This window comes from Pseudomonas sp. YQ_5 (genome assembly GCF_043103305.1).
Taxonomy (GTDB): domain Bacteria; phylum Pseudomonadota; class Gammaproteobacteria; order Pseudomonadales; family Pseudomonadaceae; genus Aquipseudomonas; species Aquipseudomonas putida_Y.
Genome location: NZ_JBICJS010000070.1, coordinates 1 through 12,895, shown reverse-complemented (window position 1 = coordinate 12,895; position 12,895 = coordinate 1). Strand labels below are relative to the sequence as shown.

At 63.4% G+C, this 12,895-nt stretch carries 11 protein-coding genes; 1 reads left to right on the top strand and 10 read right to left on the bottom strand.

Features of this window, described 5'->3' with window-relative positions:
- Window positions 1–159: 159 nt before the first annotated feature.
- The 10 genes from ACF8EA_RS17175 to ACF8EA_RS17130 form a co-directional block, all read right to left on the bottom strand.
- Window positions 160–1,290, bottom strand: coding sequence for a lactonase family protein (locus ACF8EA_RS17175; RefSeq protein WP_392522724.1), 1,131 nt, complete (start codon window positions 1,288–1,290; stop codon window positions 160–162).
- A complete protein-coding gene (locus ACF8EA_RS17170; protein ID WP_021784063.1) occupies window positions 1,256–1,546 on the bottom strand; it encodes a DUF5629 family protein in 291 nt (96 codons plus the stop codon). Before ACF8EA_RS17170 ends, ACF8EA_RS17175 begins: the two co-directional genes overlap by 35 nt.
- A gap of 66 nt (window positions 1,547–1,612) precedes the next feature.
- Window positions 1,613–4,012: an RND family transporter gene (locus ACF8EA_RS17165; RefSeq protein WP_021784064.1), complete on the bottom strand. Its 2,400-nt coding sequence runs from the start codon at window positions 4,010–4,012 to the stop codon at window positions 1,613–1,615.
- A complete protein-coding gene (locus ACF8EA_RS17160; protein WP_021784065.1) occupies window positions 4,009–5,049 on the bottom strand; it encodes a YCF48-related protein in 1,041 nt (346 codons plus the stop codon). Before ACF8EA_RS17160 ends, ACF8EA_RS17165 begins: the two co-directional genes overlap by 4 nt.
- 271 nt (window positions 5,050–5,320) lie before the next feature.
- Window positions 5,321–7,978 carry an aminopeptidase N gene (gene pepN, locus ACF8EA_RS17155; protein ID WP_392522722.1) on the bottom strand — a complete coding sequence of 886 codons (2,658 nt, stop codon included), beginning with the start codon at window positions 7,976–7,978 and terminating at the stop codon, window positions 5,321–5,323.
- A gap of 13 nt (window positions 7,979–7,991) precedes the next feature.
- A complete protein-coding gene (locus tag ACF8EA_RS17150) occupies window positions 7,992–8,822 on the bottom strand; it encodes a DUF2797 domain-containing protein (protein WP_392522720.1) in 831 nt (276 codons plus the stop codon).
- Window positions 8,819–9,079, bottom strand: a complete 261-nt coding sequence (locus ACF8EA_RS17145; protein ID WP_003247224.1) for a YeaC family protein — start codon at window positions 9,077–9,079, stop codon at window positions 8,819–8,821. Before ACF8EA_RS17145 ends, ACF8EA_RS17150 begins: the two co-directional genes overlap by 4 nt.
- A 13-nt stretch (window positions 9,080–9,092) precedes the next feature.
- Window positions 9,093–9,980 carry a rhomboid family intramembrane serine protease gene (locus ACF8EA_RS17140; protein ID WP_252459672.1) on the bottom strand — a complete coding sequence of 296 codons (888 nt, stop codon included), beginning with the start codon at window positions 9,978–9,980 and terminating at the stop codon, window positions 9,093–9,095.
- The gene (locus ACF8EA_RS17135; protein WP_021784069.1) at window positions 9,977–10,948 is read right to left on the bottom strand and encodes a metallophosphoesterase; all 972 of its coding nucleotides are present in this window, start codon (window positions 10,946–10,948) and stop codon (window positions 9,977–9,979) included. The genes ACF8EA_RS17140 and ACF8EA_RS17135 overlap by 4 nt, the downstream gene beginning before the upstream one ends.
- Entirely contained in the window at window positions 10,948–11,838 is an 891-nt protein-coding gene (locus tag ACF8EA_RS17130; protein ID WP_003247220.1) for an NAD(+) kinase, read from the bottom strand. The genes ACF8EA_RS17135 and ACF8EA_RS17130 overlap by 1 nt, the downstream gene beginning before the upstream one ends.
- Before the next feature lie 43 nt (window positions 11,839–11,881).
- On the opposite strand from ACF8EA_RS17130, the gene ACF8EA_RS17125 reads away from it, so the two are divergent.
- Window positions 11,882–12,859, top strand: a complete 978-nt coding sequence (locus ACF8EA_RS17125) for a DUF1853 family protein (protein WP_392522717.1) — start codon at window positions 11,882–11,884, stop codon at window positions 12,857–12,859.
- Window positions 12,860–12,895: the final 36 nt, after the last annotated feature.

Sequence of the window (12,895 nt, the reverse complement as noted above, 5' to 3'; positions counted from 1 at the left end):
CGCGATATCGCGTAGTACAGACAAGGCGGTCGCGCGCAGCAGCCAAAGGCGTTACTGGCCCGAAACAAACGTAGGAGCGAGCGCAGCTCGCGATGCGCCGCGCGGGCGGCGCTCGATATCCCAGGCGCTAAAAATCCAACGCCGAACCCTCACAAATCATCACTCGATGAACTTCAGGTCCGAAGGCGCGTCCTGCGCCATGGTCTGCACGGTTTCCCCCAACTTGCCAGTCAAGAGATCACGGCGCATGACCACGATCTGGTTGCTCTTCTGGTTGGCCACCAGAAGGAATTTGCCGCTAGGGTCCAGGGCAAATTCGCGGGGATGGTCGCCTTCCACGGAGCGGCGCTGCACGAACGTCAACTGGCCGTCATTCTTACCAACAGCAAACACCAGGATTTCATTCGCCGTACCACGGTTGCTTACGTACAGGAAGCGGCCGTCTGCCGACAGATGCAAGCCTCCTGCCGCCTTGGCTGCTGCATCCTGCAGCTCGGTCAGCGGCAGACGTTGACGCTCAAGCAAAGCAGCATCCTCGACATCGAACATCACCACTTCGCCACTCATTTCCAGCGTCAGGTAGGCATGCTGGCCCTTGGCGTCGAACAGCAGGTGACGGGGCCCACTGCCTGGCGGCAAGGCCACCGAGGCCGGGATTGCCGGGCTCAATGGTTTGTCCACACTGGCGCCGTCATAGCGGTAGATGAATACCTTGTCCGCGCCCAGGTCGCAGGCATACACATGCTGGCCGTTGGGCGACAGCACCAGTGCGTGCACATGGGCACCGGCCTGGCGTTCGGGGTTGACGCCACTCGCCTTGTGCCGAGCCTGTTGCACCACGGCTTTGAGCTTGCCGTCCCTGGCCACCGGGATGACCACCAGGCTGCCGCCAGGGTCAGGCTTTACCGCGTAGTTGGCCACGAACAGATAACGCTGGTCACGACTGAGGCTGGCGTGAGTCGGTTCGTCACCGTGGGTGACCACCTGGTTGAGCGGCTTGAGCTCGCCCTTGGTGCTGACGCTGAAACTGCTGGCATGGCCACCCGGGGTTTCATTGACCACGAACAGCTGGCGCTGGTCGGCCGACAGCACAAGCCATGAAGGGTTGACGCTCTTGACCACTTGTTGCGGCGTGGGGTCGATGCGGCCAGCCTTGTCGTCGAACTGATAGCGGTAGATACCCTCGCTCGCGCCATCGGTGTAGCTGCCCACCAGCAACGTCGAGGCGTGGGCGTGGATAGTCAGGCTCATCAGGCTAGCGGTCAGCAGGTTCGTCCAGGTCCGGTTCATCTTGGTCATCATCCGGGGCGCGAAAGGCACTCATACAGACTAGTCGATGCGCGCCGTTGGCATCGTCGAGTTGCCACTCGTCTCCGGTGGCGATGGCGGCAGCGACTTGCTCGGGGGTGAACGACCAGCGACGCAATTGGCGGCCGTCCATGCATTCGACAGTGAGGCCGGTTTCATCGGCGGTGAAGTCGAAGGCGTGCAGGCCGTCGATCAGAAGCATATCGCAGGACTGCAGGGCGGTAGCGAGGGGGGACATAGGGGTACCAATCTGAAATGAGTCGGCAGTATAACCTTGGGGCCGCAACGCGGCCCCCCCCTGCAATCAATGGGCAAAGATCGACCCACCCTCCTTGCCCACCATCTTCTCGGGCTTGATCAGGAACCGCGCCAATGCCGGTAGCAGCCACAGCGCACCAAACATGTTCCAAAGCAGCATGAAGGTCAGCATCAGGCCCATGTCCGCCTGGAACTTGATCGCCGAGAAAATCCAGGTGCATACCCCAATGGCCAGGCACAGCCCGGTGAACAGCACCGCCTTGCCGGTCGAGCGCAGGGTCTGGTAATACGCCTCCTGCAATGGCAACCCCGCACGCAGGAAGCTTTCCAGGCGGCTGTAGATATAGATGCCATAGTCCACGCCAATGCCCACACCCAGCGCCACCACCGGCAAGGTCGCCACTTTCACCCCGATGCCCATGTAGGCCATCAGCGCGTTGCCCAGCACCGAGGTCAGCACCAGGGGCAGCACGATGCACAGTGTGGCGGCGAACGAGCGGAAGGTGATCAGGCACATCACGGCCACGCAGATGTACACCAGGATCAGGATGGTCAGCTCGGCGGACTTGATCACCTCGTTGGTCGCGGCCTCGATGCCAGCGTTGCCCGCCGCCAGCAGGAACTGCAGGCCTTCCTTGTCATGGCTGTCGGCAAACGCCTTGGCCACGGCGGTCACGCGCTCCAGCGTTTCAGCCTTGTGGTCATTGAGGAACACCAGCACGGGTGCCAATGAGCAATCGCCGTTGTAAAGGCCGTCAGCCCGGGCGATGGAGTTGTTGAGGATGTCCGGGTTACGCGACAGGGTTTCCCATTTCAGGCTGCCCTCGTTCATGCCCTTGATCACCTGTTTGGAAACGGTGACCAGGGAAATCGCCGACTGCACGCCAGGGGTGTTTTCCATGGTCCACATCAGCTCGTCGATCGGCGCCATGGTCGAGTGGACCGAGCACATCTCCGACGGCGTCTTGACCATGATCACCAGCACATCGGAACTGGTCGAGTAGTTGCTGATGATGAAGTTGTTGTCCTGGTTGTAGCGCGAGTCGGGGCGCAGCTCCGGTGCCCCTTGGTCGAGGTCGCCGATCTTCAGGTTCTGGCTGTACCACAGGCCACCGGCGAAGGCGAGCAGCGCCAGCACCACCGACACCGGCGCCACCTTGGCACTGGCGAAGTTCGACAACAGGCGCCAGAACGGGTGCTCGCGGGTCGCGTCTTTCTTGCTGCGCTCGATGGCCTTCTTGCTGATGCCGACATAGGAGATGGCCACCGGCAACAGGATCAGGTTGGTGAACACGATCACCGCCACGCCGATGGAGGCGCCGATGGCCAGTTCGCGAATCACCCCGATGTCGATGATCAGCAGGGTAATGAAGCCCACGGCGTCGGCAAGGATGGCGATCATGCCCGGCAGGAACAACTGACGGAATGTGCGCCGGGCAGCGGTAAGGGCGTTGTCGGCGTCACTCGACTGCAGGGCGATGCCGTTGATCTTCTGCACCCCGTGGGAAATGCCGATGGCGAAGATCAGGAACGGCACCAGCATCGAGTACGGGTCCAGGCCAAAGCCCACCGCATGCATCAGCCCCAGCTGCCAGACCACCGCCACCAGCGTGGTAATGAGCACGGCGACAGTGCTGCGGATGCACCAGGTGAACCAGTACAACAACACCAAGGTGATCACCAGGGCGACGCCGAAGAACATCGCCACCATCACCAGGCCATCGATCAGGTCACCGACCTTCTTGGCAAAGCCGACGATGTGGATTTTTACATTGGGGTTCTGTGCCTGGAACTTGTCGCGGATCTTCTCTTCCAGCAGGTGAGAGAACTGCTGGTAGTCCAGCTTCACCTGTTTGCCCGGGTCCTGCGGGTCGGGGTAGCTCTCCAGCAGCGGCACGTCGATGATGCTGGACTTGAAGTTGTTGCCTACCAGGCGCCCCACCTGGCCTGACTTGAGCACGTTGTCGCGCAGGGTATCGAGGCTGTCCTGCGAACCGTTGTAGGTGTTGGGGATTACCTCACCACCGGAAAAACCCTCTTCGGTGACCTCGCTCCAGCGCACGCTGGGGCTCCACAGTGACTTCAACCCGGCCCGATCGACACCGGGGATGTAGAACACCTCATCATGGATCTGACGCAGGGTCTCCATGTAGTCCTTGTCGAAGATGTCACCGTTCACCGCCTCCACCGAAATACGCACGGTGTTGCCAAGGTTGGCCAGGTCGTTGCGGTGCTCCATCATCTGCTCGATGAACGGGTGCTGCAGGGGGATCATCTTCTCGAAGCTGGTCGACGGGCGAATCTGCGTGGCCTGCCAGAACAGGAAAATACTGACCAGCACACACAGGGCGATGACCACTGGGCGGTTGTTGAAGATCAGGCGTTCCAGCAGCGTGGCCTTGTCCTGGTGATGCGAGTGCATGGCAATGCTCTCCCTGCTGGTCATGGACGCACCTCCCGGGCAGCCTGATCAGCCCCTTCGGCGCTGGCCAGATGCACACCACCCTGCCCCACCAGCAGCAGGCCGCCGTTGGCCAGGCCACTGACGCCGGCCAGGGCCAGGCGGTCGGCGCGGTTGTACACGCTGAAGGTCTGGCCGTCGTCCGTGCTGCGCAGCACGCTGCCACCATTGCCGACCAGCACCAGGGTGCCATCATCGACAAGCGTAGCGCCTGCCAGGCCGAACTCCAGCGTACCGCGCGCGGCCTTGAGTTCGATCGGCTGCCAGCTGTCACCGAAGTCGCTGGAGCGGAACAGGTTGCCGCGAAGGCCGTAGGCCAGCAGGGTCTGCGGCCTGGCGGTGCCGATCACGCCGAACAGCGAGCCCTCGTAAGGGCCCTGGACCTTGACCCAGGTCTGGCCCCTGTCGGCGGAGCGGTACATACCACCCTGCTCACCCACGATGAACAGGCCGGCATCGCGCACTTGGGCGATACCGTTCAGGTGCAGCTGGTCCGGGTTGTCCAGCCGCTCGGCCACGTCCTGCCAGTGCTGCCCGCCATCAGTGGTTTCCAGCAAGGCGCCATAGGCCCCCACGGCAAAGCCGTGCCGGGCATCGAGGAAGGTGACATCGAGCAAGGGCGCTTCACGGGCGAGGTCTTCGAACTGCTTGCTCCAGGTAGCGCCGCCGTCGCTGCTGGTGAGGATCTGTGCGTCATGGCCGACAGCCCAGCCACGCTTGTCGTCGAGGAAAAACACGGCAGTGAGCAATTGCCGGGTGGGTACCCGGGCCTGGGTCCAGGTGCTGCCCTGGTCGTCGGAGAACAGAATGTGGCCGCGATCACCAACCACCACCAGGCGCTTGCCGGCATGGGTGGTGTCGATCAACAGGCTTTGGCTGGCCTTGGCCGATTCGGTGGAGTATTGGTCGGCCGCCGCGGCCTGGGCGCTGTCGGCCCACACCCCCAATGCCAGTGCCAGCATCGCGCTGGCTGCCCATGGCCAGGCACCACGCCTGGCTGGCGTACGTAACTGTTCCCTCATGACTGCCCCCTTGTTGTGTTCTTTTTGGTGGGTCAATGCATTGCAGGCCTTGCGAATGCCTGATCTAGAGGCCTGCAATAGCTTGAGGGGATCGTAGCGGGGATGTTTGCGGGAGTACAACGGGCGGGGTGTTATGTTTTGTTGTCGGCCGGGGAAAGCCGGGGCCGCTGGGCGGCCCTTCGCGGGTAAACCCGCTCCTACAAAGGTTGCATCCCCCTGTAGGAGCGGGTTCACCCGCGAAGGGCTGCACAGCAGCCCCAATTCACCAGACTTACGCCAGGCTCTTGCTCACCACTTCATACACATCACTGGACAGCTCGCCAGACGCCAGAATCCGCTCCAGTTCGCCCTTCATGAGGGCCTGACGCGCATCGTCATACTTGCGCCAGCGGGTCAGCGGCGCCAGTTGCCGCGATGCAATCTGCGGATTCAGTGCATTCAGCTCGATCACCAGGTCCGCCAGGAAGCGATACCCTGAGCCATCGGCAGCATGGAAGTTGACCAGGTTCTGCCCGGCAAAGGCACCGATCAGCGCACGCACCTTGTTCGGGTTCTTCAGGGTGAAGGCCGGGTGCTGCATCAATGCCTTGACCCGCGCCAGCCCGCCCGGCAGCGTGCTGGCCGCCTGCACGCTGAACCATTGGTCCATGACCAACGGGTTGTCCTTGAAGTGCTCGGCAAACGCCTCCAGCGCTTTCGCGCGCTCGGCCTCGAACGGCGAGTTGACCAGTACCGCCAGCGCGGTAAGGCGCTCGGTCATGTTGTCGCAGTGCTCAAACTGCTCCAGGGTCGCCTCCAGCACCTGTTGCTTGCCACTCTGCATCAGGTACGACAGGGCGATGTTCTGCAGGCTGCGGCGGGCAAAGTGCTTGGCCTCGGCCACATAGGCAGTGCTGCGCGACACCTCACGGTTGGCCTGGTAACGCGCCCACAGGGCGTCGAACAGGTGTTCGGCGATCTGCTGGCGTGCGAACTCGCGGGCGGCGTGGATGGCGTCGACGTCGGCCACCTGGCTGATCTCGGTAAGATACGCCTCACCTGGCAGCGAGAGCATTTCGGCCACCATGGCCGGGTCCAGCGATTCGTTGCCCAGCACAGTGCCCAGGGCGGTGATCAGGCGCTGGTCGAGCTTCAAGGCTTCACCGCGTTGATGCTGGCCGATCAGTTCCTGCAGTACCTGCACCGACAGCTGCTGGCCCGCTTCCCAGCGGTTGAAGCCGTCGCTGTCGTGCTGCATCAGGAACATCAACTGGTCGCGGTCATACGGGAAGCTCAGCTTCACCGGGGCGCTGAAGCCACGCAGCAGCGATGGCAGCGGCTTGGCCTGGATGCCCTGGAAAGTGAAGGTTTGCTCGGCCTCGGTCACCGACAGCACGCGGCTGGTCCCTTGAGCGGCGTCCTCGCCAGCCAGCTGCAGCGGCAGGTCATTGCCGGCGGCATCCAGCAGGCCCAGCTCCACCGGGATCACGAACGGCAGTTTCGCGGCCTTGTCCGGGGTCTGCGGGCAGCTCTGGCGGAACGTCAGGCTGTAGGTCTGCGCGGCGGCGTCATACGCCTCACTGACTTCCAGACGCGGGGTGCCAGCCTGGCTGTACCAGCGCTTGAACTGGGTGAAGTCGACGCCGTTGGCGTCCTCCATGGCCTTGATGAAGTCGTCGGTGGTTACCGCCTGGCCGTCATGACGTTCAAAGTACAGGTCGCTGCCTTTACGGAAGCCTTCGGTACCCAGCAGGGTACGGACCATGCGCACCACTTCGGCGCCCTTCTCGTAGACGGTCAGGGTGTAGAAGTTGGAGATTTCGATGAAGCTGTCCGGGCGCACCGGGTGGGCCATGGGGCCGGCGTCTTCGGCGAACTGGTGGGTGCGCAGGTAGGCCACGTCTTCGATGCGCTTGACCGTGCGCGAGTTCATGTCGGCACTGAACTCGGCATCGCGGAATACCGTGAAGCCTTCCTTCAGCGACAACTGGAACCAGTCACGGCAGGTGACGCGGTTGCCCGACCAGTTGTGGAAGTACTCGTGGGCGACCACGCCTTCGACGCGCTGGTGCGCAGCATCGGTGGCGGTTTCGGCACGGGCCAGCACACAGCTGGAGTTGAAGATGTTCAGGCCCTTGTTTTCCATGGCGCCCATGTTGAAGTCATTGACCGCAACAATCATGAAGATGTCCAGGTCGTACTCGCGGCCATAGACTTCTTCGTCCCAGCGCATGGACTTTTTCAGGCTGACCATGGCGTGGTCGCACTTGTCGATGTTCTCGGGCTCGACGTAAATGCGCAGGGTCACATCACGGCCGGACTGACGGGTGAAGCTGTCTTCAACGCACCACAGGTCACCGGCCACCAGGGCGAACAGGTAGGCCGGCTTCATGAACGGGTCTTCCCAGGTCGCCCAGTGGCGGCCGTCTTCGGCCGGCCCGCTGCCGATCGGGTTGCCGTTCGAAAGCAATACCGGGTAGCGATGCTGCTCGGCGATGACCGTGGTGGTGAAGGTGCTCATCACATCCGGGCGGTCGAGGTAGTAGGTGATCTTGCGGAAGCCCTCGGCCTCGCACTGGGTGCAGAACATCTTGCCCGACTTGTACAGCCCTTCCAGGGCGGTGTTGCTTTCCGGGTGGATCTTCACGCTGGTGTCCAGGGTGAAGCGCTCGGCTTTGGGCTGTACGGTCAGGCTGTCGGCGCCGAGCTGGTAGTCGCCTGGCTGCAGTTCCTGGTCATCCAGCGAGGCGCGCAGCAGTTCCAGCTGCTGGCCATCGAGTTCCAGTGGCGGCAGGCCGGCACCGCGTGCCGGGTTGCGGCGCATGACCAGTTGCGCGTGAACCAGCGTGTGGTCCTCGAACAGCTCGAAGGTCAGGTGCGTCTCGTCGATCAGGTACTCCGGCGCCTGGTAATCCTTGAGGTAGATCACTTGCGGTTGTTCGGTACGCATGTGCAGGTCCTTTTTACTGGAGCACGGCCAACTGGTAGGCCGTGTACTTGCGAATATTGATCACACCGGTGTCGAAGATCAGGTACTGGCCCTTGATGCCCAGCAGCGTGCCCTCGGCCACCGGGTCCTTGTCGAGGTTGAAGCTGACAATCTTCTTGGGGTATGCCTCGACCGGGTAGTTCATCTGCACCACCTCGGCGTCCGGCAGCGGCTGAATAGCCTGCAGGCCGAAACGCCCCTGCAGCTCGCGCAGGCCGTCGGCGCAGGCTTCGAAGACCTGCTCGCGGATGGCCGACAGGTCGAGCACCTCGGCATCGCCCTTGAGCAGCGCGCGCCAGTTGGTACGGTCCGGCACCTGGCTGCGCAACACGTCTTCGACCAAGCCCGATTGCTGCCGGGTGGCCACGCGCATGATCGGCAACGCCTGGCTGGCACCCTGGTCGAGCCAGCGGGTGGGCAGCTGGGTGGCACGGGTGATGCCGACCTTGATCCCCGACGAATTGGCCAGGTACACGATGTGGTCGGTCATGCAGAACTGTTCGCCCCACGACGGCTCCCGGCAGGTGCCGGCGTCGTAGTGGCATTTTTCCGGGGCCATGATGCACACATCGCACTGGGCCAGCTTGGTCATGCACGGGTAGCAGTAACCCTGGCTGAAGCTGGTCTTGGTGCGCTTGCCGCAATGGCTGCAATGAATGGCGCCGAGGTATTCCAGGCGCAGGCGCTGGCCGATCATGGGGTTGACCGGCACCTGCGTGTCATCCAGGCGGAAGCTGTACTGCACCACCGGTGCCTGCAGGCTGACGCCCATTTTGCTCAACGAGCCACGAGCGAGTTCGATCAATGTACCGAGTCCGACTTGAACAGAATGTTGGCGATGGGCGCGGACTTCGACGCGCATTCCTGTGGGCCCATGTAGCCGGTGCGCTGGTCCTCGGGCAGGTTCTTCATCTCCCAGGCGATGACCGCCTGCAGCGACAGTTCTTTCTGCTCGGCCGTGAGCTTGCGGCCATCCGACCATTTGCCGATTTCCACCGCCAGTTTCAGGCTCTGGTAGATTTCCGGGGTGATGTTTTCAATCATTTGCGCGAAAGTGGACATAGTGTCTCCTGATTCAAGCCGACAGTTTACGCCGGGCCAGCGCCCCACCCAAGAGCCCGGTCAGGCATCCGATGAGCAGCCCGCCGACGTGGGCGGCATTGGCGATCTGGCCAAGGCCGAGGGTGCCGACCACGCCGGTCAGGCACACCACCAGCCAGATCAGCATCATCACCAGCACGCCCTTGGGCAGGTTGAAGTAACGGTCGGGCGCCAGCCACTGGTACAGCCAGATATGCCCGAGCAGGCCGTACAGCACGCCGGACAGGCCGCCAAACAGGCTCGGCCCGCTGGTGTAGTGCTGGGCCAGGTTGGACACCAGGCTGAACAGCAGGGTCAGGCCCAGCAACGCCCACGGGCCCTGGCGCAGTTCGATGCGTTTGCCCAGTTCCCAGTACCACAGGCTGTTCATGGCCAGGTGCAGCACGCCGAAGTGCAGCAGCATGGGCGACACCAGTCGCCACCACTGGCCTTGGTCGAGGGTTTGCGCCAGCGAGGTGAAGTACAGGTAGTCGCCCTGGACACGGAAGTCGAGGAAGGTGAACCAGCTGATGGTGGTGAAGTTGTCACCAAGCCCCGTAAGGCCGGCGACGATGAAGCACAGCAGCAGGGTGAGGGTGGTGATTTTGCAGGCCTTGGCCTGGGCTGCCAGGGAAGGCTGTGCGGGGGCATTCGCGGGTGAACCCGCCCCTACAGGGTCGGCGCTGGCCGGCAGGTCGGCGTTGCCGTCCGGGTAGCGCTGGTAGAGCTGCAGCACATCTTCGGCCAGAGTGTCGGGAGCCCAGAGGACCTGGGCATCGCCCTCCTCGCTTACCCGGTGCGGCACCTGCAAGCGCTGCAACAGGTGGACGAAGCCGCTGAGGTCGACCGACAGCGGCAGGCGCATCACTTCGATAATGTTCATTGGTTGGCCTGTGGGCGGTCGACGTCGACCCAGACGAACTTGTGTGGGTCGATACGGGTTTCATCATCCAGCCGGTAGGCGACCAGCTTGCCGTAGAGCACGGCGCTGTAGTCCAGGCAGGCCAGGTTGGCGCGGATCGGTGCCGGGCGGCCGCTGCGCCAGTAATGCCCGACGAACAGCATCGGCTGGTCTTCGTCATAACGCAACAAGGCGTTCTTCTGGCTGTGGCTGAGCGGGGTACTGGCCACGTCTTCGGGCAAGGCATCGGGCTGGAACACGATGTCACCGTAGGTTTTCGGGTCTTCTTCCCAGAACTTGGTGCGGAAGAACGCGCGGGTCAGGCCGTCGCCGCCGGTCAGCGTCAGCCCGTCCGGCAGGCGCATGTCGGTACCGCGCAACAGGCGGTTGCACACGGTGTCGGCAAAACTGCCACTCACGGCCGAGGCCTGGATGAAGTGTTCATCGATGCGGCCGTCGGGGTATTGCTGGCGCAGCGGCTCGATCAGCCGCGGGTCCCAGCAGGCGTGCACCAGACGGAAACGACCGGCGTCAACGAACAGCGGCAGCTGGTAGAACCAGTTGACGAAATCGTGCCAGTCGCCAGGGTGCTGGGCAAACTGGGTCAGGGTTTCGTCAATCAGCCGGGCATGCCGCGGCGTGTGTTCGCGTACATAGGCCTTGCCGCTGCCAGGCAGCGCCGGGGTGACCCAGCCCAGGGCGTTGTATTCGTGATTGCCCATGATGCAGAACGCCTGGCCGGCTTCGACCATGTCGTGGACGATGTACAGCGCCTCACGAATGCGTGGCCCGCGGTCGACGATATCGCCAAGGAACAGCACCTGACGTCGCGGGTGGCGCCACACGCCGGCCACGCGCTTGTATCCGAGGGCGTCGAGCAGGCGTTCAAGGGTCAGCGCACAGCCGTGCACGTCGCCGATGATGTCAAAACTTCGCGCCGGATCGAGCATCAGTCGTCACTGCTCCCCAGGCGGCTGCCCCAACCCAGCTTGGTGCGGCAGACCTCGTAGTAATTGTGGTCCAGCGGGTGGATCAGGCGCAGTTTCTGCGGCTTCTTGCTGACCGTGATGGTGTCGCCGGGGGCACAGGTGAAGTGGTTCTGGCCGTCACAGGACACCTGCGGGTAGATCTGCAGGTCCTTGGACACCACGATCTTCAGCTCGCTGTTGCCGTCGACCACGATCGGCCGGCCCGACAAGGTGTGCGGGTACATCGGCACGATGACGATGGCATCGAGCTTGGGGTGCATGATCGGGCCACCGGCCGACAGCGCATAGGCGGTGGAGCCGGTGGGGGTGGCGACGATCAGGCCATCGGCCTTCTGGCTGCAGACGAACTGGCCATCGATGTAGATCTCGAACTCGATCATGCGCGTGGACTTGCCCGGGTGCAGCACCACGTCGTTCAGCGCATCGCCCTGGCCGATGGCCTCGTGGTGGCGGCGCACCTCGGCCTGCAGCAGGAAGCGGTTTTCCACCAGGTAGTGGCCGTCGAGCACTTCGGCGACCTTCTGTTCCAGCTCGTCGGGGCGGATGTCGGTGAGAAAACCCAGGTTGCCACGGTTGATACCCAGCACCGGAATGTTGTGCCGGGCCAGCGCGCGGGCTGCGCCCAGCAGGCTGCCATCGCCGCCGACCACGATGACCAGGTCGCAGACCTCGCCCAGCAGCTTGCGGGTGGATGTTTGCAAACCATGGCCGGGCAGCACTTCGGCAATGGTGTCCTCGAGGATCACGTGCAGGTGGCGATCGAGGAGGAATTTTTTAAGTCGGCGAATGGTGTCGAGCACCTGCGAGCTGCCAAGGCGACCGATGATACCGATATTGCGAAATTGCTCCATGGGGCTCCTGCGAGGCTCTGCGGCGGGTGACGATGGGCCGATTATGGGCGAAACCACCGGGCAGCGGCAAACCGGCTATGCTCGCAGGATGACGCCATTCGCCCAGCTCCACGACCTGCCCCGACAATTGCAGCACTCCACCGTGCGTGACCTGGCATGGGCCCTGTTGTCGCCGCCCCTGCTCAGCGCCCCGCCCTGCCCCCAGCGACACCCGCTGGCGGGCAGCCTGTGGGCGCAGCAGCCGCAACGCCTTGAACGGTGGTTGCGGGCCCTGGATGCCGATGACCGACCGTTGCGCGAGTGGCTGGCGCAATTGGGCAGCCGGCGCCTGGGGCATTACTACGAACGCCTGTGGCAATTTGCCCTGAGCCAGGCGCCAGGCATCGAACTGCTGGCCGCCAACCTGGCGATTCGCGACGGCGGGCGCACCTTGGGCGAGCTCGACGTGGTGCTGCGCGACCGCGACGGCGTGCACCACCTGGAACTGGCGATCAAGCTGTATTTGGGCCCCGAAGACGCCGGGCACGACCCGCATGCCTGGCTGGGGCCTGGTTGCCATGATCGGCTGGGGACCAAGCTTGCACACCTGGCGGGGCACCAGTTGCCCATGTCCAAGGGCGCGCAGAGCCGCGAGATGCTGGCCAAACTCGGGATTGAGCAGGTACAGGCACATGTGTGGCTGGGCGGCTATCTTTTCTACCCGTGGCCGGGCCATGCCAAGCCACCCACCGGCGCCAACCCGCAGCATTTGCACGGGCGCTGGGTGCGACGGCAGGACTGGGTGCTGGCTGAAGGTGAACGGTGGCAGCCGCTGCAACGACATGCCTGGCTGGCACCTGCGCGGTTCGAGGCAGGCGAATGCTGGCTGGCGGAGCAGTTTGCAGCCTGGTTGCATATGCTGGAGCAGCAGGCACCGGCGCAGTTGCTGGTGCGACTGGAGCAGGAGTCCGATGGCGCCTGGCAGGAGGTGGAGCGGGTGTTTCTGGTGGCTGATGACTGGCCGTATCTGCCCGGTAACTGATGTTACCTGTTCCGGCCCCTTCGCGGGCACGCCCGC

Coding starts and splice junctions, on each gene's coding strand:
- ACF8EA_RS17125 (WP_392522717.1), top strand. CDS start 11,882: ATGGGCGAAACCACCGGGCAGCGGCAAACCGGCTATGCTCGCAGGATG.
- ACF8EA_RS17135 (WP_021784069.1), bottom strand. CDS start 10,948: ATGCTCGATCCGGCGCGAAGTTTTGACATCATCGGCGACGTGCACGGC.
- pepN (WP_392522722.1), bottom strand. CDS start 7,978: ATGCGTACCGAACAACCGCAAGTGATCTACCTCAAGGATTACCAGGCG.
- ACF8EA_RS17175 (WP_392522724.1), bottom strand. CDS start 1,290: ATGAACCGGACCTGGACGAACCTGCTGACCGCTAGCCTGATGAGCCTG.
- ACF8EA_RS17140 (WP_252459672.1), bottom strand. CDS start 9,980: ATGAACATTATCGAAGTGATGCGCCTGCCGCTGTCGGTCGACCTCAGC.
- ACF8EA_RS17130 (WP_003247220.1), bottom strand. CDS start 11,838: ATGGAGCAATTTCGCAATATCGGTATCATCGGTCGCCTTGGCAGCTCG.
- ACF8EA_RS17170 (WP_021784063.1), bottom strand. CDS start 1,546: ATGTCCCCCCTCGCTACCGCCCTGCAGTCCTGCGATATGCTTCTGATC.
- ACF8EA_RS17145 (WP_003247224.1), bottom strand. CDS start 9,079: ATGTCCACTTTCGCGCAAATGATTGAAAACATCACCCCGGAAATCTAC.
- ACF8EA_RS17160 (WP_021784065.1), bottom strand. CDS start 5,049: ATGAGGGAACAGTTACGTACGCCAGCCAGGCGTGGTGCCTGGCCATGG.
- ACF8EA_RS17165 (WP_021784064.1), bottom strand. CDS start 4,012: ATGACCAGCAGGGAGAGCATTGCCATGCACTCGCATCACCAGGACAAG.